Raw genomic sequence first — 21,207 nt, forward strand, 5'->3', positions numbered from 1 at the left:
GCAGCTGGGGTAAAGGCGGCTTTCAAATCAACGAGGTTTTTTTACCAGACATGTGTCCTGGCAGAGGTGGGGGGGAGACGAGTAGCATACGCTACAAGGCCAGTATTTTCGACAGCAAATGCCGCTCCAAGACCTGGAGCAAACACAGCACCGGATTAATCTCGTAGAGCACCCTGGCGGTGAGCGCTACACCAGCTTTGCAAGTGCGTCTGGCAGGGGCAAAACAAAGTCCATTTTTTCCTCTGTCGCGGGATGGATGAAATGGAGCTCGCTGGAGTGGAGACCAAGGCGTCTGGCGGGATCGGTGGTGGCACCGTAGGGCTTGTCTCCGACGATGGGATGGCCCATGTCGGAAAGGTGGACACGGATTTGATGGCGCCGTCCGGTTTCGAGCTTCAGCTCGACGAGCGTGGTGTGATGCGTGCGCTTGAGCACCTTGAAGTGGGTGATGGCCTCGCGGGTGTCTTCATCCGGCGGGACGCTGCGGACGCGGAGGGAAAATTCCTCATTGAGATGGCAGCGCAAGGTACCGGAATCCCGTTTGATGACGCCTTCGGTGATGGCGAGGTAGGTTTTGTCAAAAAGGTGCCAGTTCTGCTGCAGGATGCGCTTGAAAGGCTCTGTCTTGGCAAAGACGATGAGGCCGGAGGTGTCGCGATCCAGGCGGTGGACGATCCAGACGCGGTTGCGGACATCGGTGCCGCGCACGTGGTCGGTGAGTGCGGCGTAGGCGGTGCGGCCACTGCCGGAATCTGTGGCCACGGTGAGCCAGCCTGCGCCTTTGTTCAGCACGATGATGGCCTCGTCTTCATACACGATGCTGAGACCGGCAGGCAGGGGCTTGACGTTGGCACGCGGGGCGCGCTCCACCTTGATGGTGATCTTGTCGCCGGGCTTGAGCTTGTGGTCGTGGCGGGTCACGGCGTGGTCATTCACGCGGACGCTGCCGTATTTGAGCCACTGCTTGAGGCGCGTACGCTTCATGTCCGGCCAGTTTTCAAAAAGAAAAGGCAGGAGTTCGGTGGCTGCGGTGACGGTGCGTTGCTCAGGCATTGGGTCACATGCCACGGAAAAAAGATGCTGGCTAAGGAAAAGCGGGATGGCACGTTCCTGCTGAGCTCAAAAACGCGCCTTCCATGTCCCTGCTCCGCCCTTCCCTGATCGTTTCATTCCTAGCTGTCTCATCCGCCTTTGCGGCGGATTTCCAAAAGGACATCCAGCCCATTCTGGAGCGGAACTGCTATGAATGCCACAGTGAGAAAACCGGGAAAAAAAAGGGGGGCTTTGTCTTTGATGACCTGAAGACCTTCAAAATGGACATCGCCGACAATGACGTGGCGCAGATCCGCCCGGGAAAACCTTCGGAAAGCCATTTCCTGGAAGTCATCGTCAATGACGGCAAGAACCACATGCCGCCCAATGAAAACCTATCCGGCGCAGAGATCAAAAAGATCACGGAATGGATCAGCGAAGGGGCAAGCTTTGACAAGGAAGCGCCGAAACTGACCCCGACAGTGGTCAAAAAATCACTGCCACCGATCATGAGTTGGACCAGCACCGAGGGCAAAACGATCAAGGCGGGCTTTGTGCGGCTGGAGGGCGAATACGTGGTGCTGCGCATGCCTGCCAACGGCAAGGAGGCATCCGTGGCGCTGACGAGGCTGTCCGAGGCCAGCCAGAAGCTGGCGCGTGATTGCGCAGCGCCTTGACCTTACATTTCCGCAAGTGCGTCACTGACAGCGGATTCCAAGGGGCGTGAGCCGCTGCCGCCGAGACGTTCGTCGAGAGCTTCAAGACGCTGGATGAGATCCGCGACATGTTTGCGCGGATACATGCCACCTGCTTCGGCACAAAAGTGGGTGCGGCAGCCAAAGGGGCGGTTTTTGTAGATGGTGCAGCGGCCATCGCGACCCAGCAGGGGGCAGGCGCCGTCGGGATGAGGTTTGAGCGCCTTGCGTCCGCTGGCACGGACTCCCTGGGCTGCATATAGAGCCTCCCCCCGGGTGAGCATGGGGGTGTGACCTGCCAGCCGGAAGTGGCAGCAGCCGGTGCGCATCTCACACTGTCGGGGCAGCGGCCGACGCTCCAGCTCGGCGTAAATCGCCTCGATTTCATGGCGGTGGTCTGGCTTTGGTGGTTTCATGCGGGGGGAACATGCAGCATGGCTGCGCTAGCAGGGGTGGCACGCGATTTTTGCAAAGCGTCATTTTGAGATTTGAGATTTCCCATTCCGCCCCCATCGTACGTGCCCGTGATGCCTCTGCAGTCCACTTTTCGCGCCACCCGGGGTCAACAACCACCTACTAGAGACACCTGAATCACGCATGAGTCTGCCTGAAATCGCCGGACATGAATTGCAGGACCTAGTCGGCAGCGGGCGGTGTGGTGCCGTGTATCGGGCGGTGTCCAGCAATGGCAAAGCCTGTGCCGTGAAGGTGTTTAGTTCGATGGCGATCAATCGCAAAGCGCTGGCGACGGCCTTCCGCGCCTTGCAGCAGATGCCGCACCATCGCGGTGTGCTGCCGGTGGAAAGCTACAGTTTTGACAGAACGCCCTACTTTTGTGTGATGCCGCTGGTCGGCGTGATGACGAAGGACAGCCATGGCCGCCGTCAGTGGCAGACACCGACGCTGGAATCCGCCTGCAACGGCCTGCCACCGGAGCAGGCCTGGCGCCACATCTATGAAGTCGCCGATGCCCTCTCCTGGCTGCACAAGCACGGCATCCCGCATGGCAACCTGCGCCCATCGAACATCCTGCTGGAGGATGATGCGGAGTCTTCGATCCGTCTGACCGACATCGCTCAGGGCTGGGTGGGGGGGATTCATCATCTCGAACTGACGGATCACTTTGTGCATCTCTGCCCCGAACAGGCGGAAAACCCGGATGGGGTGTTTGCAGGCTATGGGCCGTCGTGGGACGTGTACAGCTTTGGCGTGCTGGCGTACCGTCTGCTCAATGGCGTGCTGCCACGCGGTGCTGACATGTGGGCGAGCGAGGTGGAACGTGCCCAGAAGCAGGCGGCATCGGGGCTGGCGGTGCAAGTGAACAGCAATGCGCTGCTGGCCGCCGTCAAAGCGCAGCCGAAAATCTACTGGCCGCAGGAAGCACAGTCCAAATGGGAGGAGCGCCGCCGCAGCATCATCGAGCGGGCCTTGGATCTGAACCCGGCTGCACGCTGGGCGGACATGCGCGAGATCGTGCGTGAGTTTGAGGTGCTGGAAAGCGACTACCTGCTCGAAGAATCGCGTGAACAGACTGTACGCGAGCGTCAAAAACAGGCGAAGAAGCTGCTCACGTGGCAAACCGCAGCGACCTTACTGCTGATCATTTTCGTGCTCTGCTTTGTTTACGCCTTCAAGACCCAGCGACAGCTGAACAAGGCGGAGAACACCATCTCCAACATCCATGAGGTTAATAAGATTAAAAGTGATGAGCTCCAAAGCCGCATCGACCTGCTGACAAGTGAGCGCGACAACGAGCGCAGCGCCAAGGCGATGGCTGATCAAAATCTGCAGAACTCGCAGAACGCGGTGGACCAGTTTCTGACACAACTACTGCAGACCCCCACGGGCAATGAGATGGAGGCCAGCTTTCAGAAGGAGCAGCTCCATGACGCGCTGGCCTACTGCATGCGCGGGCTGCCTGCGTTGGAACAATCCCCCGCACTCGGCATCGAACGGCTGCGTGCCTATGGCAACATCGGCCAGCTGCACCTCAAGCTGCGCAACAGCGTGCAGGCGGTGGTTTACCTCACCAAGGCGCGTGATCAGGCTGCTGAATTGATCCGTAAAGCAACCGGAGAAGGAGCCCAGACAGCACTCTACCAGCAGTGGCTGGGCCGCTACAGCCTGCTGCTCTCCGACATCCGCGGACGCGAGGGCCGCCATGTGGAATCCCTCACCCTTCTCAAGGAAGCCACGGTCAATCTGGACAAGGGTCTGGCGGCTGATCCGAAAAACCGCCTCGCGCGCAATGAATGCGCCCGCGCATGGCTCGAATACGGCCTGCGCACGCTGCGCAATGGAGATGTGGCCGACTCCGAGCAGGCGCTGGCGCGCGTGCCGACGATTCTCGATGCCAAGATGATCGGTCACGACCTGATCAACGACGAAAAATTCATCCTCGCGCGGGCCAAGTTTGCCAAAGGCATCAGCCAGCGTGATGCGGGCAAGGTCGAGGAGGCGCTCAACACGCTGATCGATTCCGTGAAGGACATGGGAGAACTGGTGCTCGGCAGCAGCCCGCGCAACCAGGACCAGGCGTTGCTGCTGGCGGAGGCCTACACCGAACTGGCAGAACTGATTGGCCGTCACTTCAGCGGTACGGATGCCAAAGAGGCGCATAACCAAGCCGTCCCGATCCTGCTGGAACTCAATCGTCTGCTTCCAGAGTGGGGCGAGGTGAAGTACCTGCTCGCCCGCAATTATGGCGCCCTGGCTTCACTATCACGCGATGCTGGCAACCCGGCTGAGGCAAGCAAGAAGAAGCAAGACGCCATCGAGCTGGTGAACGAAATCCTCGCGGACGACAAGGAGAATGTACGCTACGGCTTTCTGCTGGCCAAACTGCGCGGGGAATACGCCGAACTGCTCGCTGACACTGGCAAAACTTCCGCCTCACTTCCGATTGCAAAGCAGGCCGTGGAATCGCTCGAAGCACTCATCAAGGCGCAGCCTGCCAATGACAACCTCACCCCGGAGCGACGCATGTGGGCCAGCCAGCTGGCGCAACTCTATGGCTCGCTGGGCCACACCAGCGAGAGCGCCGGCAAAAAGACCGAAGCCAAGGCTGCCTTTGCCAATGCTGTGGCGATCTGGGAAAAACTTGCCGCCGCCATCGCCAATGACGAGGCCATTCAGACGGGCCTCAACTGGAGCCGGGGCCGTCTCGCGAAGCTGAAATGAGCCTTGATGAAAAACAGCAGTCGCTCATCGACGACCTGAACATCATTCACGACCCGCACGAACGTCTGAACGCGGTCGTCATGCGCGGTCATGCGATGAAGCTCGATGAGGCGCAAAAAACTGAAGCGAATCTTGTACCCGGCTGCGTCTCGCGCGTCTGGCTGCATGGTGAACTTGTGAATGGCCGCACACGCTTCCTCTGCGATGCCGAATCCCCCATGGTGAAAGGTCTCGCCGCGCTGCTCTGCGAATTGTACACCGATGCCGAGCCTGGCGAGGTCGCTGTGGTCGAGCCTCGTGTGTGGGAAGCCTGCGGCTTCACGAAAATGCTTTCGCCCACGCGTTTGAACGGACTGGCCAACATGCGCCTCAGGATCCGCGACATGGCGAACCAGTTTATCACTTCCAACTCGTCCCTCTAAGCATGCTGCGCCTGCAAAACTTCCATGGTGCTGAACTGGCACCGCATCTCGATGCGCTGGGCGAACTGCGAATCGCGGTGTTTCATGAGTATCCCTACCTGTATGCGGGCACACTGGAGCATGAGCGCGAGTACCTGGGAACCTATGTGAAGTCCAGCGGCAGTCTGGTGGTGCTGGTGTTTGATGAGGACCGGGTCGTGGGTGCGACGACGTGCCTGCCGATGGTGGACGAAGGGGCGGAATTTCAAGCGGCGTTTGTGCAGGCAGGGTATGACCTCTCCACCATCTGCTACTTCGGTGAATCGATCCTGCTACCCGCCTATCGCGGCCAGGGCATTGGCAAAGAGTTCTTCGTGAGGCGAGAAGCTCACGCTCGAAAGCTGGGCATGAAACTCAGTACGTTCTGCGCTGTTGACCGCCCTGCCGAGCATCCTCTGCGCCCGCAGGGCTATCGACCGCTGGATGAGTTGTGGCGCAGCCAGGGCTATTCAAAGCATCCGGAGCTGCAGGCGACGTTTGTGTGGAAGGAGATCGGTGAAGAGACCGAATCTCCAAAGACATTGACGTTTTGGATGAAGGAGCTGGCGTGATGGCGTGAGCTAGGGCCTGGGCCAGTTCAATTGCTTGTGCAGGAAGTTGAAGGTCCCCTGCCCGTTGATGGTGTGGCCGCCATTGAAGAACTCAATCTCTGTTTTTTCCTCCATGCCAAACTGGGCGTAGAGCCAGCGGGTCTTGGCATATTCATAGGCGACCCAGGGGTCGATGGAGACGCCGTCGTGATGACCGCGCTCGACCATGAACGGCCGTGGAAACATGAGGTAGGTGAGCTCGGCGTAGCTGAAAGTGCTGCCCATGTTGAAGTAGGGCATCTCCCACTCGTCCGTGAACATGAAGCTGTGCTTGTCCTCGGTGGTGGCGACCTTGCGTGTCCAGTCGTTGAAATCACCGGAGCAGATGGAGAGGCAGTAGCCATCGAGCAATGGCGGAATACGCACAGCGGACTCCCCGCCATAGCTTAGCCCGTAGAAGCCGATGCGTTTGGCGTCCACCTGAGGGAGATCAGCGAGCCATTTGAGCCATTGCTGGTGATGGCGAAGCATGACGGAAAACATGGAGGCTTTCACTGTGTTGCCTTTGCGTGAGAGGGTGCGGTACTGCTCCTCTTCCTTGTACAAATTGTGCGGGGCGAGCGTGATGAAACCGCGCTCAGCGAGATGGGCGGCAAAGTCGTGATACGCGGGCTTGTCGCCTTCGATCACGTCTGATGGAATGCCATGGCGTCCATGCTGACAGACGACGACGGGACGCTTCTCTCCGGGCTGCAAATCTTTGGGCAGAAGAAGAACTCCCCAGGCGAAACCTTCACCACCGACATCCAGCACGACTTCGTAGCCGGTCCATTTGGGTTTGTCGTAAATCTTGCGCGTGCGTGGCCTGGGCGTGGGCAGCGGCGTGTCAATCCTGCCTATCACTTCGTCCCAGAACGTCTTGCGGAAGCCTTTGGCCGCAGCAATGAACTTGTCGGGCTTTTTGTCGGCAAACTGTGCGTAGGTCCAGGCATCATTGCGAAACTCCGGCATGGCCTTGAAGAGGAAGAAATCATTTCTGACCTGATCCGATCCACGGATCAAGCGCTGCACATGAGCCTCGATTTCCTTCATCTGAGCAAACTGACGGACGGCAGGCAGGTAAGTTTGGCGCAGGTTCTGGGGCGGCTCTTTGGACAGCGACATGTTTGCATCGTGCTTGAGCAGCTTTGCGAGGGCGTTAGCCGCAGCAGCATCACCACGCACGAGTGAACGATATTGGAGGCTGGCCGGCACCAGTGAATCAATGCGCAGGTACTCTTCCTGCACCTCGTCGAACTCGGGCGTGCTGAGCCTGCCGGGCGCAGCCTGACCTTTTTTGCCCTTGGTCTCCGGCGGACCGTCCACACTGGGTTCTTCCGCATACTGAATGACGAGTCCGCGTGGAGCGATGAGTGAGGCGATTTCGGCATCGCCAAATTCGGCGAGGAGGCCCCACACGTTGCGATACAGCGGCTCGCGCCAGGTGCGTTGACGCGATTTGAAGTAACCGCTCACGAGCGCCGCATCGATTCGCGGATCCACAGCGGCTGCATACATGGCGATTAGCCCGCCTTCGCCATAACCTGCGATGCCAATCTGTTCATTGCGATGAATGTTGATCCAATCCACCAGCGCCAGCACCTTCTGCACTTCGTAGCCGATGATGTGCCGTCCCATCATGTAAGCCTGCCGGTGAATCCATTCACGATGCGGCATGTTCGTCATGAGGATCTCCGGATTGCCTGAGCCCGCATCACTGCGATTGATCAAGACCGGCACGATGACGGCGAAGCCATTTTCCACGAAACGACGGGCGATCTGCGCCTCTGGTGCCACACCCGAAGTCAGACCGGCGATCTGCTCCGGTGTCTGATCCGCATCCGGCAGTGCGATGATGTAGCCGCGAGGCTTGCCTTTCGGTTCCAACAGCAGGCCTTCTCCAGAGACTTGCTCCAACACCGGCCAGCGGACCTGATAGATGCGGTAGGTTTTCGTCTTGCCCACCAGCGCCAGGTTGGTCTCATCCCCGTAACGTTCCAGGGCCACCGGCACACGCTTGTCCTTGAGGCCGATGATGTGCTTGAAGTGTTCACGATTCTCGTGGACCGACTCCGCATAGGCTTGCGGAGTCGATACGTTGCGGTGCCAGTGCTGCGCTCGCGTTTTAAGCGAGTTGGCAATCAGCCGGTCCATTTCCTCCAGAGCTGCAGCGTGCATCTGCTCGGAGATGTCACCTTCCTTGATCAGAGGCTGTGTCTCAGGCAGTGTTTCCGGCTGCTGGGCCATTGCACGTGCTCCCAGCAACAAGGCAGCAAGAACGAGCGAAAGTTTCATGGAAATTAATCAACGCTCATCATGCCAGTCTTGCAAAGATGGTGGAATGAGAACAGCCTGAATTAAAGGCGGCGTTTGCCCGATGGGAGGGAGTGACACACCCCGGAACCAATTCACGACCGTACCCAGTCATCCTCACAAGTGATGGATTTTATTACCTTGGCGGGGATACCTGCAGCAATGCTTCGTGCGGGAATGTGTCCACGCATGATCGCCCCTGCCGCGACAACTGAATGATCACCAATGGTGGATCCTGGAAGGACCATGACACGAGCTCCGAGCCACACATTTTTCCCAATGGTGATGCACTCCGACCTGACAGGCTCCGAGGGCTCAACTGCGTGAAAATCCGTGTCGTACAGCACCACCCAGTCGGCGATTTTTGTATTCGGTCCGATGGTGATGCCAGTCGAGCAACAGATGTTTACTCCATCGTTGATAAAGCAGCCATCACCGATGCTTAACCTGGCGTCTTTAAAAACATCGATCCTTGTCTGGGTCCGAAACGATCGAAAGCAGACACCACTCCCCAGATGAAATGCCCCTTGGTTGCGTATCACAGGCCAGCGGCCATCCACGTAGTCTCGTCCAAGTGTGACCACCTTGTGCATTTGACAGTATCTGGTGAAAAGAAGATTTCGAACCTTGTTAAGATACCGTTTCATGGTCGGAAGACTGCCAAGGGGTCGGTTGAATTGAAAGGACAGATTCCTGTCCCGATCTTCAACGACACGACACCCGGCTGTTTTTCCGGAACATGCCAAGTCTCTATTTATAGGACCTTCTTAGAAGGATCCCATCTCGGTCTTCTGATTCAAGTGCCGGTCCAGTTCATACTTCCCGAGCGCCAGCGCACCAAGCAGGCCTGAGCGAGCGCCCAAGCCAGGAGAGACGATGAAGTCATCGATGCTGCGGCCGAGCTCGGGGATGCGGAGGTAGCCGTTGTTGAGCCTGTGGAGCTGGCCGCGGATGAGCGGAAGGATGTGCTCCTGACTCATGACGCCACCACCGAGAATGATGCGTTTGGGCGAAATGCTGAGGGTGAGGTTCATCAGCGCATGAGCCATGACATCAGCCACTTCTTCCCATGCGGGATGGTCGGGAGGCAGTGCGTCGGCTTTGACACCCCAACGAGAGGCGAGAGCGGTGCCGCTGACGTAGCCTTCAACGCAGCTTTTGTGAAACGGGCAGTGACAGGCCTGCTGAATCGCGGAAGAGTTGTGCGGTGGTGGCACCAGGAGGTGGCCAATCTCGGGATGCAGGGCACCGTGCAGCAGCTGACCGTTGATCAGCACTCCACCACCAACCCCCGTACCGACGGTGATGTAAATGAGCGGATCCGTATCCTGCCCGGCACCCCAGAGGTATTCACCGAGCACGGCGGCGTTCACGTCAGTGTCCCAGGCGATGGGCACGTGATAGCGGTCATGCAGCTTGGAAACGATGTTGGTGAACTGCCAGCCGGGTTTTGGCGTGGTGGTGATGTAGCCGTAGGTTTCGCTTTTTTTATCGAGATCGATCGGACCGAAAGAGCCGATGCCGATGGCGGCGATGGAACCGTACTTCGACTTGGCCATCGACAGAAAGCGGGTCACCCCGGCGAGCGTGTCTTCCGGCGTGGTGGTGTCAATGCGCGTGACGTCCCGGACATCGTGAGGGCCGGTACCGACAGCACAGACGAACTTGGTGCCGCCGGCCTCGATTGCGGCGATGAGGGGGGCTTCTTCGCTCATGAGTGTGGACGCACGGCGGCGGAGTCACGAATGCCGAGGCTGGAGTAGATCTCGCGCGTGGCGTGGGATTTGTTCAGGGTATAGAAATGGATGCCGTCGACGCCGTGATCGAGCAGATCGTGGCACTGCTCGGTGGCGTAGTGAATGCCGACCTTCTGCACGGCGGCTTCGTCACCACCGCAGCGCTGGATGGCGCGGAGGAGCTTGGCGGGGTAGCGGGCACCGGCGGCGAGTTCCGCCATGCGGCGCATACCTGAGGCGCTGGTGATCGGCATGATGCCGGCGATGATCGGGATGTTGATCCCGGCCAGCTGGCAGCGCTCGCGGAAGTCAAAAAAGTCGTGATTGTCGAAGAACAGCTGCGTGCAGATGTAGTCCGCACCAGCATCGACCTTGGCCTTGAGATAATCCATCTCCAGCACGCGGTTCGGCGTGGTGGGATGACCTTCGGGGAATCCGGCGACACCGATGCCAAAGCCACGCTTGTCAGGATGCGCGCCGCTGTCGTTGAACTTCTTGATGAAGGCGACGAGGTCGGCGGCGTGCTGGAAGGCATCCTTGGCACGGTCGTAGTTGGCGAGATTCTTTGGAGGATCTCCGCCTAGGGCGAGGATGTTGCTCACCCCCGCTTTCGCGTAGCGTTCGAGGATGGCGGCAATGTCTGCCTCGCTGTGACAGACACAGGTGAGGTGCGGCACTGCATCGAGACTCGTAGTGGTTTTGATGCGCACGACGAGATCATGCGTGAGCTCACGCGTGGAGCCGCCCGCGCCGTAGGTGACGCTGACAAAGGAAGGTTTGAAAGCCTCGAGTTCGCCGATGGCCTGATACAGAGCTTCAAACGCCTCGGCGCTCTTCGGCGGGAAGAACTCAAACGAGAGTGTGGGACGCTGGTCTTGGAGGATGTCGGCGATGTGCATGTCGATAGTGCGCAGTTCTCAGCTAATTCAGGCAATGTGCTCGCCTTTGAGGACGTCTTCGAGAGTCTGGCGCTCACGCACGACGGTAGCCTTTTCATCATCGACCATGATTTCAGCAGGCATGGGGCGTGTGTTGTAGTTCGAAGCCATGGTGAAACCATAAGCTCCGGCGCTGAGCACAGCGAGGTATTCACCCTCTTTGACGAGAGGGAGCTCGCGGTTCTGGGCGAGGAAGTCGCCGGATTCACAGATCGGACCGACCACATCGACTTTTTCGACGGTGGCGTTCGCGGGCTGCTTGAGGGGCACGATCTGATGCCAGCCTTCGTAAAGCGTCGGACGGATGAGGTCATTCATGCCAGCATCGACGATCTTGAAGATCTTGGCAGAGCCGCGCTTCTCATAGAGCACTTTGGTGAGCATGACGCCGGCGTTGCCGACCATGAAGCGGCCGGGTTCGCAGAGGATGCGCAGGCCGAGCGGTTCGAGGTGTGGCACCACGGCTTCAGCGTAGGCCTGAATCGTGAGCGGATGGACTTCGGCATTTTCCTGCCACCAGGCTGAGTCACCGGAGTCGAGGCTCTGCTTGTAGTTGATGCCGATGCCGCCGCCGATGCTGAAGAACTCGATGCCGTAGCTCTTTTTCACCTGGGTCACGAGCGGGATGACTTTCTGCACGGCTTCCAGGAAAGGATCCACATTGGTGAGCTGTGATCCGATGTGCATCTGCAGACCTTTGATGATCAGATTCGGACAGTCGGCGGCCACGCGGGCATAGACGTCGATGATCTGATCGAAATCGATGCCAAACTTGTTTTCGCTCTTGCCGGTGGTGATCTTGGCGTGCGTCTTCGCATCGACATTCGGATTCACGCGGACAGCCACGGGGGCCTGCATGCCGAGCTCGCCGGCGACCTGATTGATGTAGTGCAGTTCCGCCTCGGATTCGGCGTTGAAGCAGTAGATGCCCTGCTTGAGGGCGTATTCGATTTCGTCGCGAGTTTTGCCGACGCCGGCAAAGGTGCATTTGGCGGGATCGCCACCGGCCTTGATGACACGGTAGAGCTCGCCAGCCGAGACGATGTCAAAGCCGCCGCCGAGTTTGGCGATGGTGTTGAGCACAGCGAGATTCGAATTTGCCTTCACTGCAAAGCAGATCAGGTGATCCAGCTTGGCCAGAGCAGCGTCCAGACGGGTGTAGTGTCCGGCGATAGTGCTCTTGGAATAGACATAGAGCGGCGTGCCGTATTTCTCGGCAAGGGACTGAAGGGGGACGTTTTCGGCAAATAACTGGCCTTGGTGGTAGCGGAAGCTGTGCATAAGCGGGCGGCGTAAATAGGCGGGATTCACGCCTGCGCAACCCCGCTAAGGTTCATCCTTGGTGCATTTCCACGAGTTTTCTTCCGGATGACAGCATCTCCACGAGCCACAGACGCATGGCCTTGAAGCCTCGCAAGAGCGCCCCATCCATGACTTCCTGGCAGCCGAAGTGCCGGGCGATCGTGTCTTCCAGCCTGCGGTAACGAGGCAACAGAATGAGAGTACTGCGAACTGCGGCGGACTCTGAAGCAGGGCGATGAGCCAGCGAGGGGTGCAGCAGCCCTTTGCAGATGACCATGTTGGCGTCTGCCAGAGCAATGCGGCGCTCAGGCAACACCAGCCACGGATGATAAGTGAGAACGGGCAGACCTGCGGGGTCCTGCTTCATCCTGACCAGGGTGCGCACGGGCACACCCTCGGTGCGGCGTGCCAGGAAGCCTTTTACGCCGGTTTCCACATCAGCAGCGGTGGCGCGTTTGTTGAGCAGAAAATCACTGCCCATGAGGGTGCCGAATAGCGTGAGGCGAAACGACCAGCCTGCGAAGAGCAGGCCGATGAGAATCAACAAAAGGGAAACCGCCGCACCGGCATAGGGATGGATCATTGTGCTGCCAGCCACGAGGGCGATGAGGCCAAGTTTGACGATTTTGAGGCCCGCATCGACGATGCCAAAGGGAGAGAGCGCGATGAGGACATTGAGAGCGTGCGAACTGAGCCAGACGACGCCGAAGGCCACGATGGCGACGGGGATGGAAATCCAGGGTGTGTGGACGCCAAAGTCGATCACGCTGGCCAGCGGCATCACGGCCAGTCCTGAGCCCGTCAACTCATTCATGGCCTGCGGCGGCTCCTTGTTGAAGTGAGCCATGGCGAGGGCCACGAGAGGTACGAAACCGACGCTGGCGACGAGTGCGCTGAGTTTGTTTTCGAACAGCTCCAGAAAATCGAGGGGCTTTTTGACCAGCGGAGGAGCTGCGGTGCCGAGGAAGTCTTTGAGAAAGCAGATGAGGATCAGCGCCAGCCCTGTGCCCCAAACTCCCGGGTGGCAGTACCAAGGCAGGCGATGGCGCAAATGGGGCTCGGTCTTGTAGAAGGTCCATACGCCCATGGCGCTGACACCCAGCAGCGGGCTGATGGCGACGCCGGTAATTTCGGAGATGCCTTCCGACAACGAAACGCCAGGCAGCAGCATGGATTCACGCAGCTGCTTATCCGGTGCAGTCTCGGCAGCTTTGAGCAGCGAAGGGCTTGCAAAGGCCATGAGCATCATGACCAGCAAGCAGCGGCGAAACAGGGTATTCATGACAGGTGTGGGTTGGGTCTGCCGCATGGCCGAATGCAGCCTGTCCATGATGCACTGAAATCCACCGCAGGCGCTGACAAAAAATCACGCGGTATGGAATGGGCAAACCACCCACCCAACTCACTTGGTCAGGGCCTTGCCGATCTCCTCAGCGACCTGTTTGGCTAGGTATTCGCTGCCAGCAAGAGTATAATGCACGTCTCGCGGATTCTGCATCGTGGCAAGTTGGGGAGTGATGTGGGCGTTCAGGTCGTCGATGGAGACGCCGTTTTCCGCCATCACCCGGGCAGCGATGTCGTTGTATTCCTTCACCTGTCCAAATTTGCGCGGCGGATTGAGCTCGCCTTCGGGGATGGGTGTTGTCGTAGCCCAGATGAGCTTGGCACCGGTCTTCTTCAAAGTGGCGACGAGGCTGCGGAGATTGGCCTCGTAGTCGGCGGGTTCGACCTGGCGTTTGCCATCGGACATGTATTTGAGGTCGTGGATGCCCCAGTTGAAGTGTATCACGTCCCATTTGCCTGTTCCAAGCCATTTGGCGATGTTGGCGACGCCGTTTTTGGTCGGACCGCCGTTCGTGGGGATGCGGTGCACGTTGGCCTTGCCCTCCAGCAGTTTCCGCACTGGCAGCGTGTAGCCGATGGAAATGGAATCGCCGATCAGCAGGACGCGCGGCAGGCCCGCGACATCCTGAATCGGGTCCATGGCCGGATTCAGGGCGCGTTTGGCCTTGTCGGCTGGTGCTGGCTGCTGAGCAGTGGCGCTCAGCAGGACGAAGAGGAATGTGAGGGCGGGAATGAGGCGGTTCATGGAACTCCTCTTCACTGCCGAAAAGGCGGAATCTTTCAGACGATCTCCACGCTGACCTGAGCGCTGGTGTCCATCTCGCCTATGATTTTGGCGTCTTTGCCGCAGGTGAGGGCTTTTTCGGCATCTGCCGCTGAGACGATGGCGACCCAGCCGAGGCCCATGTTGAAGGTATCGATGGCGTCTTTCGGGTCCGCGTGGCGCAGGACTTTTTGCACTACATCGTTCTGCCAGAATGGAATACGGAGATTTGCACCCAGGCCGCGCTTGAGGAACATGCGACCAAGGTTTTCCGGCAGACCACCACCGGTGATATGGGCCATGGCCTTCGGCCGGATGCCTGCGGCTTTGAGAGCAGCCGTCTGCTCATGATAGAGAAGCGTAGGAAGCAGCAGAGTACGCATCTCGTCCTCGCTGAACTGGATGTTCTCCTTTTCGATGATGCGGCGGACGAGGCTGAAGCCGTTCGCGTGGAAACCAGCGCTGGGCCAGCCGATGAGCACGTCACCGGCAGCGATGGTGCCGGGATCGAGCAAATCTTCCTTTTCGCAGGCGCCAATGGCGAAGCCGCTCAGCTCGACCATGCCCTCGGGCACCATGCCGGGCATCTCGGCCGTCTCGCCTCCGGCGAGAATGCAATTGCAAGCCTCCAGGTATTCGGTCATGCCAGCGATAATCCGGGTGATCTGCGTCTTCTGAATCTTCGGGATTCCCACGTAATCGAGGAACATGATGGGATCAGCCCCAGTCGTGAGAACGTCGTTCACATTCATGGCCACGAGGTCTTTGCCGGCGGCTTCGAGCTGATCGTGCTTGAGCAGCAGTTCGATCTTCGTGCCTACCCCGTCACAGCCCGTGAGAATCATGGGATGCTTGTAGCCGCTAAGGTCGTAGGCGGCGGCGAACAGACCAAAGGGATTTGCCAGCTTCCGCTTCTGCTGGGTGCGCTTCACCAGCACGCCGATGTCATCGACCAGCGATGCTGCTTCGTGAATATCGACGCCGGCTTGTTTGTAAGTGTGTGCGGAGGGGCTGCTCATGGAAAATGGATGGCCGGTTGCCTAGCCCGAAAGCGGGGGCGGCTCAAACGGAAACTCACCATTGAGGCTCCGCAGGCAGTTTCCCCCCCTCCCCCCTCGGCAGCGATTTACCGGGACAAAGCAAGGCGGGCAGTCTCGCGACGTAGGTTCTTCAGCCTTCTGCCCTCCCATTTATGAAAACCACTGCCACTCCCTCACCGAGCATTCCGCAGGCTTTCAGCCCTGTGGGCGGCGATTTGCTGCGCATCGGCTCGACCCGCCGCGGCTTTTTGCAGACCGGGCTTGCGGGACTGGCTGGTATTTCAGTCCCCTCCCTGTTCCAGCAGCAGGCCTTCGCTACGGCGGCGGGAAAGGCCACGCGAAAGACGAATGTGGTGCTTTTTTGGCTCTCGGGCGGTCCGAGCCACATTGACATGTGGGACCCCAAACCCGATGCGCCCAGCGAAATTCGCGGCCCCTTTGGCCACATCCCGACCAAAGTACCGGGCATCCATGTGTGTGAGCATCTGCCGCTGACCGCGAAGATCATGGACCGGCTCACGCTGGTTCGTTCGGTTGATTGCAGCGCCAGCGATCACACCCCCATCACCATGCAGGCCTGCAATCCGCTGGCACGGCGCACGAACGATGGTCGTGATGGCGGCGGCTACCCGTCCATGGGTTCCATCGCCGCCAAGTTTCGGGGTGCCAATGCCCCGGGAATTCCTGGATATGTGGCGCTCGCAGATTCACTGCCCGCCGACATCTGGGGCGCAGGCCACATGGGCAATGCCTTCAATCCGGTCAGCGGCAAGGATTTGTCCGGCCGCCTCAAGCTCGTCGACGGTCTCAGTATCGAGAGGCTCGGCAGCCGCCGTGATCTGGCCGAGCAAATGGACCAGTGGAAGCGTGGCATCGGTGCGAATGAATCCATCGCCTCGGCGGATCATTTCACGCAGCAGGCTTATGAGGTGCTCATGACCGGTAGTGCGCAGCGTGCGCTCAATTTGGATGAAGAATCATCCGCCATGCGGGACAAATACGGTCGCGACAGCATCGGCGAGAAAGCTCTGCTCGCACGCCGACTCATTGAGGCTGGCTCCACCTTTGTGACCGTCAGCGGCGCCTGGGGTTACTTTGATCATCATGGTGATGAAGTGAAGTGGGGCGGCATCAAAAAAGGTCTCACTCCGCTGCTGCCCAGCGTGGACCGCACCCTACACGCCATCGTCACCGATCTTGAAGACCGTGGGCTGCTGGACAGCACGTTGATTTTGATGATGGGCGAGTTTGGCCGCAGTCCCGTGATCAATAAAAATGCCGGACGCGATCACTGGCCGCGTGTGATGTCCATGGTCATGGCTGGCGGTGGTCTGCGCCATGGTCAGGTCATCGGCAGCACCGACAAGCATGGCGGAGAGATCGAGACCCGCCGAGTCGCGCCCGGAGATCTTGCGGCCACGGTGTTTCATCACCTCGGCATCGAACAGAACACCAACTGGATCGACCCACAGGGCCGCCCGCGTCCCATCGTGCACGAAGGCGGCAAGGTGATGGCCGAGCTGGTGTAGAGCTATTGAATTCCAATGCTGGAGGGCGAACGAGTCTCGATCGCGCTGACCATTTGGCGGATGTGGGGTTTGATCCCTACGCGCGGTTTCATGATCGCAAGACTCTGGTCAAAGGAGCCCCACTTGAGCACCTTGATGTTTACATTACGAGCCCCCCATTGGTTCATTGAAGCCTTGGAGGGGCGGTAGAGATCGATGGTCTTGGTACCGACGAGCGCGGAGCCGTAATCATCCACTTGATAGACATAGGGCTCGCCCTCGATCTTAAATTCTGTCCCGACCGGGTAAACGGACCAGTCGGCGGCGGCGCTGCGCACAGCGCCAAACTTGAGGGTGTTGCCAACGGCGCTCTTGGCACCATAGACAATGTGGTCGCTTTCACTTTGGGTGTAAGCGGTCGTCTTGACATTGCTGAGGGTGCTGCCGGAACGCAGACTCACCACCTTTCGAGGCGCAACTTTGGAAACACTTTGGCAGGAAGCACAGCCCGCGCACAGCGCGGCCAGCAGGAATAAACGGAGGTTGGTCATTATGGGATGGGCGCGTCTCTTTGCGTGCCCGGGGGTGGAGACTGAGACAGGCATCGGGGCCCCATGTTCGATCTTTTCGCCCGCGCCATCATGCGCCACATACCGTTTAGAGCGTCAACGCTTCCCATAGACATCATAATAATGCCTATTGTAAGCGGGCTGGCCCGACGAAGAAATCAAGTCGGCGTGCCGTTTGAGGTTCATGCGGTCGTTTTTGCTCTTCGTGTTGGTTTTTCATGTCAGCCGCTGTTTCGCGGAAGAATACGACCTCGTACTCAATAATGGCCGTTTGATGGACCCGGCGACAAATCTGGACGCTGTTCGCCATATTGGCGTTCGTGCGGGCAAGATCGCCGCGATCTCTGAAACACCGCTTGCTGGTAAAGAAACGCTGAATGTGAAGGGTCATGTCGTCGCGCCTGGCTTCATCGACATCCATGCCCATGGGCAGACCACGAGTGATATGCAGATCAAAGCTTGTGATGGCGTCACCACAGCGCTCGACCTGGAAGCGGGAGTGTATCCGGTGGCCGCGTGGTACCGTTCGATGGAAGGCACGGCACCGCTGAACTACGGAGCCACGGTGGGCCACATCGCCACACGCTTTGCCGCATTTCATCCTGGACTGGAGATCGGACACTGGGCGGTCAATCGTGCAAAGGTCGCGGGACTCGGCGCGAAGCCTGCTGGAGCGAACAAGGGGGCGACGGACAAGGAATTGGAACTCATGGGCGAAGCGATAAACCGTGGACTCGATGAGGGTGCGCTGGGCATTGGCTTTGGCATCAACTACACACCTGCCGCCGTACCGAACGAGATCAAGGCCATGTTTCGCATCGCAGCCGAGCGCAAGGTGCCCGCGTTTGTGCATACGCGCGCCTTTGGCATCGCCGCAATCCAGGAAGCGATCAGCGCCGCAAAAACGACCGGCGCGGCGCTGCACATCGTGCATGTCGGCAGCAGCGCCATCGGCGACATGAGGGAAGTTTTAAAACTCATCGATGCCAGCAAGGCTGCAGGCATGGACATCAGCACCGAAGTGTACCCCTACACCGCCGCATCCACCGTGCTGGAGTCCGCGATGTTCAATCCCGGCTGGCAGGGCAATCTCAAGATCGACTATGGCGATCTCGCCTGGGCCGCGACAGGCGAACGGCTCACGCAGGAGAGTTTCGAGCGCTACCGCAAGCAAGGCGGCTGGGTGATCATCTACATGATGAAGGATGAAAATGTGGAGATGGCCATCGCACATCCCGGGGTGATGATCGCGAGCGACGGTGTTCCCTTCATTGATGGCAAAGGCCATCCTCGCGGCGCGGGGACCTTCGCCCGCATGCTGGGCCATTACTCACGCGCGAAAAAGCTGCTGCCGCTGATGGAAGCACTCGCCAAAATGACGATCCTGCCCGCCCGGCGTCTGGAAGGATATGTTCCCATAATGAAGGGAAAAGGCCGCATCGCCCTGGGTGCCGACGCGGACATCACCGTCTTCGATCCGGCGACCGTGATCGACCGTGCAACCTTTGAGGAGCCAACGGCACCTTCCGCCGGTATTCCTTATGTCATCGTGAACGGTGTTCCCGTCGTGCGCGATGGCAAACTCGTGAAAGAAGCCCGTCCTGGACGCGCTGTAAGGATCACTCCATGAAACACATTCTTCTAAGCCTAGTCTTTGGCACTGCCTTGCTCGCAGAGGACGCCGCACAGTGGCGCGATCTTTTCAACGGCAAGGATCTCATCGGCTGGGTGGATGTGAACACCAGCCCTGAAACCTGGGGCGTCAAAGACGGCATGCTGATTTGCAAAGGCAAGCCCATCGGTGTGATGCGCAGTGAGAAGCAGTATGAAAATTTCATCCTGCACATCGAATGGATGCACATGGAGGCGGGCGGGAACTCCGGCGTTTTTGTCTGGAGCGAAGGGACGGCAGCGCCTGGAAAAGAACTGCCCAAAGGCATGGAGGTGCAGATGCTCGAACTCGAGTGGCCGAAGCTGCACCCCGGCAAAGACGGGCTGCCGAATCATCCCGGCTATGTCTCAGGTGAACTCTTCGGCGCTAACGGCCTTGAAGGCATCCCCGACAATCCGCGTGGCAGACGCAGCATGTCCTGGGAGATGCGCTGCAAGGGCAAGGGCGAATGGAACACATACGATGTTGTCTGCGTGGACGGCACGGTGAAGCTCTCAATCAACGGCAAGTTTGTGAATGGCATCAGCCAATCGACGGTGCGCAAAGGTTACCTCTGTCTGGAATCCGAAGGCGCTGAGATCCATTTTCGCAACATTCGTATTCTGGAACTGCCAGGCGGCAGAGTGACGCCGGAACAAACGGCACCTGTGGTGAAGTAGTCACTTCGTCCGCTTCATGAGTTCCCCGACCTTGGCCGTGATGCGCTCCTCCACGGTCTCGATGTAGGGCGCGCGGTGGCCGTATTCAAACATGCCGGTCACGCCTTCGTAGCCGCCTTCCTTGAGCACACGCAGGCTCGGCACGTAGCTGGTGAGGTCGTTGTTGTAGCCGCAGACCCAGGTGCTGTTCCAGCCGTAGGTGGCTTTGAACTTGAGTGAGTAATCCACCACAGTCTCACCGGTCAGTGCGATGAACTGAAAATTTGAGCCGATGCGCCAGACTTGAACCGGATATTTCACACGATCCGGCGGCGAGCCGAGTGTCTCATATTGGCGGATGAAGTGCTCGAACTCGCGTTTCGGCATGCCGGTGAGGTTGGGGAGGCGTTGCTTGAGTTCTTCGAGCGGAATGCCGGGCTGCAGCGACAACTCCGTCTCGCCCATCGCCGCATGAATCGGCCCGTTGAGCGGCGGCATCTGGGTGGCGATCACCTGACGCACCGCCTCGGCCAAAACTTTGCCATACATGCTCGCGAGTTCGGTCGCTTCGACATCCCTGCCACGAATACGCGGCAGCGGATTCGCATCGCCACCGCAATTTTGCACAAACATCGCCACGGAACCGGGAAAGGATTTTTCCAGTTCAAGCTGCGCAAAGCCTGCGTAATCGCCATTGATGCTGAGGCCGCCGAGCGCGGTGGTGTGGCAGGAATAACCGAAGACGATGGCCTTGAGATCATTTCCAGCCTTCACGGTGATCACCGGCACATCCTGATCCACCTGTCCGCCGAGGGCGCGGCTCTCCGGGCCGCGTGAGCGCCGCCGATTTACCGCCACTCCGGCCAAACCTTGCTCAAAGGCCAGTTCAGCGGGCGCGAGATTTGCGATGGCTTTCCCGATCACTTCCTCATACTTGGCGTAAACCATCGCCGTGTAGCGATCCTTCACCGCCGCCTCCTCCGGCGTGAATTCATAATACAGCCACAGCACATCCGCCGTCACCGGACAAGAGTGATTGTGCGAGGTGTTCAGGATCAACCGCTCTCTTGGAATGCCATGTTTTTCCAGAGCCGTCTTCGCGATGATGGAGACCATTTTGTCGCTCAGGCCCACTAGATCTGCGGTGACGAGGACGGATGTGGCACCAGAATCATCTTTGAGCGCGAGCGCCTTTAACCAGATGGGATGTTCCACTCGCTGGGACATGCGGGTCTTGCCGCCATAGCCCGCAAGGGGAACAGGCTCTGTGGGTGTGATGTCCGCTTTGGCTGCACCTGCCTGCCATGCGGCAGAGGCGACGGAGGCATGTAGCATGGCGAGCAGCGACAGCTGAGTTAAGATGTGTTTCATGCAATTCAGGGGTCACATACGACCTCGGCCAGCAGACTTGTCAGAGTAAGTTTGCACTTGCCGACTCTTGTATCTA

19 protein-coding genes are annotated in these 21,207 nt (G+C 58.9%); 7 read left to right on the plus strand and 12 right to left on the minus strand.

The genetic code is table 11. The features are described 5' to 3' along the window. Nucleotides 1-186: 186 nt before the first annotated feature. On the minus strand, nucleotides 187-1,053 hold the full coding sequence (locus AC24GY_RS12120) for an RluA family pseudouridine synthase (protein ID WP_487683150.1): 867 nt from the start codon (nucleotides 1,051-1,053) through the stop codon (nucleotides 187-189). A gap of 83 nt (nucleotides 1,054-1,136) precedes the next feature. Here AC24GY_RS12120 and AC24GY_RS12125 point away from each other — a divergent pair, with 83 nt between their 5' ends. After that, entirely contained in the window at nucleotides 1,137-1,709 is a 573-nt protein-coding gene (locus AC24GY_RS12125; RefSeq protein WP_487683152.1) for a c-type cytochrome domain-containing protein, read from the plus strand. A 2-nt stretch (nucleotides 1,710-1,711) separates the two neighbouring features. Here AC24GY_RS12125 and AC24GY_RS12130 read toward each other — a convergent pair whose 3' ends face one another. Further along, nucleotides 1,712-2,143 (minus strand): YkgJ family cysteine cluster protein, encoded by a 432-nt coding sequence (locus AC24GY_RS12130; protein WP_422319937.1) that lies wholly within the window; start codon nucleotides 2,141-2,143, stop codon nucleotides 1,712-1,714. Nucleotides 2,144-2,324: 181 nt separating this feature from the next. Here AC24GY_RS12130 and AC24GY_RS12135 point away from each other — a divergent pair, with 181 nt between their 5' ends. From AC24GY_RS12135 to AC24GY_RS12145, 3 genes are read left to right on the plus strand one after another with little or no spacing between them, the layout of a single operon-like run. Beyond that, the gene (locus AC24GY_RS12135; protein WP_487683154.1) at nucleotides 2,325-4,907 is read left to right on the plus strand and encodes a protein kinase domain-containing protein; all 2,583 of its coding nucleotides are present in this window, start codon (nucleotides 2,325-2,327) and stop codon (nucleotides 4,905-4,907) included. Then, on the plus strand, nucleotides 4,904-5,329 hold the full coding sequence (locus AC24GY_RS12140; protein WP_487683156.1) for a SufE family protein: 426 nt from the start codon (nucleotides 4,904-4,906) through the stop codon (nucleotides 5,327-5,329). The genes AC24GY_RS12135 and AC24GY_RS12140 overlap by 4 nt, the downstream gene beginning before the upstream one ends. Before the next feature lie 2 nt (nucleotides 5,330-5,331). Then, the gene (locus tag AC24GY_RS12145; RefSeq protein WP_487683158.1) at nucleotides 5,332-5,919 is read left to right on the plus strand and encodes a GNAT family N-acetyltransferase; all 588 of its coding nucleotides are present in this window, start codon (nucleotides 5,332-5,334) and stop codon (nucleotides 5,917-5,919) included. 9 nt (nucleotides 5,920-5,928) lie between these two features. Here AC24GY_RS12145 and AC24GY_RS12150 read toward each other — a convergent pair whose 3' ends face one another. From AC24GY_RS12150 to purM, 8 genes are all read right to left on the minus strand, one after another. After that, the gene (locus AC24GY_RS12150) at nucleotides 5,929-8,232 is read right to left on the minus strand and encodes an alpha/beta hydrolase family protein (RefSeq protein WP_487683160.1); all 2,304 of its coding nucleotides are present in this window, start codon (nucleotides 8,230-8,232) and stop codon (nucleotides 5,929-5,931) included. Nucleotides 8,233-8,345: 113 nt separating this feature from the next. Further along, on the minus strand, nucleotides 8,346-8,897 hold the full coding sequence (locus tag AC24GY_RS12155; RefSeq protein WP_487683162.1) for an acyltransferase: 552 nt from the start codon (nucleotides 8,895-8,897) through the stop codon (nucleotides 8,346-8,348). 120 nt (nucleotides 8,898-9,017) lie between these two features. Further along, nucleotides 9,018-9,965: an ROK family protein gene (locus AC24GY_RS12160; RefSeq protein WP_422319943.1), complete on the minus strand. Its 948-nt coding sequence runs from the start codon at nucleotides 9,963-9,965 to the stop codon at nucleotides 9,018-9,020. After that, nucleotides 9,962-10,885: a methylenetetrahydrofolate reductase [NAD(P)H] gene (metF, locus tag AC24GY_RS12165; RefSeq protein ID WP_395729992.1), complete on the minus strand. Its 924-nt coding sequence runs from the start codon at nucleotides 10,883-10,885 to the stop codon at nucleotides 9,962-9,964. Before metF ends, AC24GY_RS12160 begins: the two co-directional genes overlap by 4 nt. A gap of 27 nt (nucleotides 10,886-10,912) precedes the next feature. Next, nucleotides 10,913-12,235: a diaminopimelate decarboxylase gene (gene lysA, locus AC24GY_RS12170; protein ID WP_487683165.1), complete on the minus strand. Its 1,323-nt coding sequence runs from the start codon at nucleotides 12,233-12,235 to the stop codon at nucleotides 10,913-10,915. A gap of 22 nt (nucleotides 12,236-12,257) precedes the next feature. Then, the gene (locus tag AC24GY_RS12175) at nucleotides 12,258-13,508 is read right to left on the minus strand and encodes a hypothetical protein (protein WP_487683167.1); all 1,251 of its coding nucleotides are present in this window, start codon (nucleotides 13,506-13,508) and stop codon (nucleotides 12,258-12,260) included. 120 nt (nucleotides 13,509-13,628) lie between these two features. Continuing rightward, entirely contained in the window at nucleotides 13,629-14,315 is a 687-nt protein-coding gene (locus tag AC24GY_RS12180) for an SGNH/GDSL hydrolase family protein (RefSeq protein WP_487683169.1), read from the minus strand. A gap of 35 nt (nucleotides 14,316-14,350) precedes the next feature. Continuing rightward, nucleotides 14,351-15,352: a phosphoribosylformylglycinamidine cyclo-ligase gene (gene purM / locus AC24GY_RS12185; protein WP_487683171.1), complete on the minus strand. Its 1,002-nt coding sequence runs from the start codon at nucleotides 15,350-15,352 to the stop codon at nucleotides 14,351-14,353. Between the two features lie 173 nt (nucleotides 15,353-15,525). On the opposite strand from purM, the gene AC24GY_RS12190 reads away from it, so the two are divergent. Further along, nucleotides 15,526-16,902: a DUF1501 domain-containing protein gene (locus AC24GY_RS12190; RefSeq protein WP_487683173.1), complete on the plus strand. Its 1,377-nt coding sequence runs from the start codon at nucleotides 15,526-15,528 to the stop codon at nucleotides 16,900-16,902. 2 nt (nucleotides 16,903-16,904) lie between these two features. On the opposite strand, the gene AC24GY_RS12195 is transcribed toward AC24GY_RS12190, so the two are convergent. After that, nucleotides 16,905-17,432 (minus strand): 3D domain-containing protein, encoded by a 528-nt coding sequence (locus AC24GY_RS12195; RefSeq protein WP_461524254.1) that lies wholly within the window; start codon nucleotides 17,430-17,432, stop codon nucleotides 16,905-16,907. Nucleotides 17,433-17,655: 223 nt separating this feature from the next. On the opposite strand from AC24GY_RS12195, the gene AC24GY_RS12200 reads away from it, so the two are divergent. Both AC24GY_RS12200 and AC24GY_RS12205 read left to right on the plus strand, forming a co-directional pair. Further along, nucleotides 17,656-19,080, plus strand: a complete 1,425-nt coding sequence (locus AC24GY_RS12200; RefSeq protein ID WP_487683175.1) for an amidohydrolase family protein — start codon at nucleotides 17,656-17,658, stop codon at nucleotides 19,078-19,080. After that, nucleotides 19,077-19,781, plus strand: coding sequence for a 3-keto-disaccharide hydrolase (locus AC24GY_RS12205; RefSeq protein ID WP_487683177.1), 705 nt, complete (start codon nucleotides 19,077-19,079; stop codon nucleotides 19,779-19,781). The genes AC24GY_RS12200 and AC24GY_RS12205 overlap by 4 nt, the downstream gene beginning before the upstream one ends. Here the strand turns inward: AC24GY_RS12205 and AC24GY_RS12210 are convergent, their stop codons facing one another. Further along, nucleotides 19,782-21,131, minus strand: coding sequence for a hypothetical protein (locus AC24GY_RS12210; RefSeq protein WP_487683179.1), 1,350 nt, complete (start codon nucleotides 21,129-21,131; stop codon nucleotides 19,782-19,784). Between the last annotated feature and the right edge of the window lie 76 nt (nucleotides 21,132-21,207).

It is taken from the genome of Prosthecobacter sp. Pr1 (genome assembly GCF_057652315.1).

Excerpts from the sequence above, each read along its gene's own strand:
- AC24GY_RS12120 (WP_487683150.1), bottom strand. The coding sequence starts at position 1,053 with ATGCCTGAGCAACGCACCGTCACCGCAGCCACCGAACTCCTGCCTTTT.
- AC24GY_RS12125 (WP_487683152.1), top strand. The coding sequence starts at position 1,137 with ATGTCCCTGCTCCGCCCTTCCCTGATCGTTTCATTCCTAGCTGTCTCA.
- AC24GY_RS12130 (WP_422319937.1), bottom strand. The coding sequence starts at position 2,143 with ATGAAACCACCAAAGCCAGACCACCGCCATGAAATCGAGGCGATTTAC.
- AC24GY_RS12135 (WP_487683154.1), top strand. The coding sequence starts at position 2,325 with ATGAGTCTGCCTGAAATCGCCGGACATGAATTGCAGGACCTAGTCGGC.
- AC24GY_RS12140 (WP_487683156.1), top strand. The coding sequence starts at position 4,904 with ATGAGCCTTGATGAAAAACAGCAGTCGCTCATCGACGACCTGAACATC.
- AC24GY_RS12145 (WP_487683158.1), top strand. The coding sequence starts at position 5,332 with ATGCTGCGCCTGCAAAACTTCCATGGTGCTGAACTGGCACCGCATCTC.
- AC24GY_RS12150 (WP_487683160.1), bottom strand. The coding sequence starts at position 8,232 with ATGAAACTTTCGCTCGTTCTTGCTGCCTTGTTGCTGGGAGCACGTGCA.
- AC24GY_RS12155 (WP_487683162.1), bottom strand. The coding sequence starts at position 8,897 with ATGAAACGGTATCTTAACAAGGTTCGAAATCTTCTTTTCACCAGATAC.
- AC24GY_RS12160 (WP_422319943.1), bottom strand. The coding sequence starts at position 9,965 with ATGAGCGAAGAAGCCCCCCTCATCGCCGCAATCGAGGCCGGCGGCACC.
- metF (WP_395729992.1), bottom strand. The coding sequence starts at position 10,885 with ATGCACATCGCCGACATCCTCCAAGACCAGCGTCCCACACTCTCGTTT.
- AC24GY_RS12175 (WP_487683167.1), bottom strand. The coding sequence starts at position 13,508 with ATGAATACCCTGTTTCGCCGCTGCTTGCTGGTCATGATGCTCATGGCC.
- AC24GY_RS12180 (WP_487683169.1), bottom strand. The coding sequence starts at position 14,315 with ATGAACCGCCTCATTCCCGCCCTCACATTCCTCTTCGTCCTGCTGAGC.
- purM (WP_487683171.1), bottom strand. The coding sequence starts at position 15,352 with ATGAGCAGCCCCTCCGCACACACTTACAAACAAGCCGGCGTCGATATT.
- AC24GY_RS12190 (WP_487683173.1), top strand. The coding sequence starts at position 15,526 with ATGAAAACCACTGCCACTCCCTCACCGAGCATTCCGCAGGCTTTCAGC.
- AC24GY_RS12195 (WP_461524254.1), bottom strand. The coding sequence starts at position 17,432 with ATGACCAACCTCCGTTTATTCCTGCTGGCCGCGCTGTGCGCGGGCTGT.
- AC24GY_RS12205 (WP_487683177.1), top strand. The coding sequence starts at position 19,077 with ATGAAACACATTCTTCTAAGCCTAGTCTTTGGCACTGCCTTGCTCGCA.
- AC24GY_RS12210 (WP_487683179.1), bottom strand. The coding sequence starts at position 21,131 with ATGAAACACATCTTAACTCAGCTGTCGCTGCTCGCCATGCTACATGCC.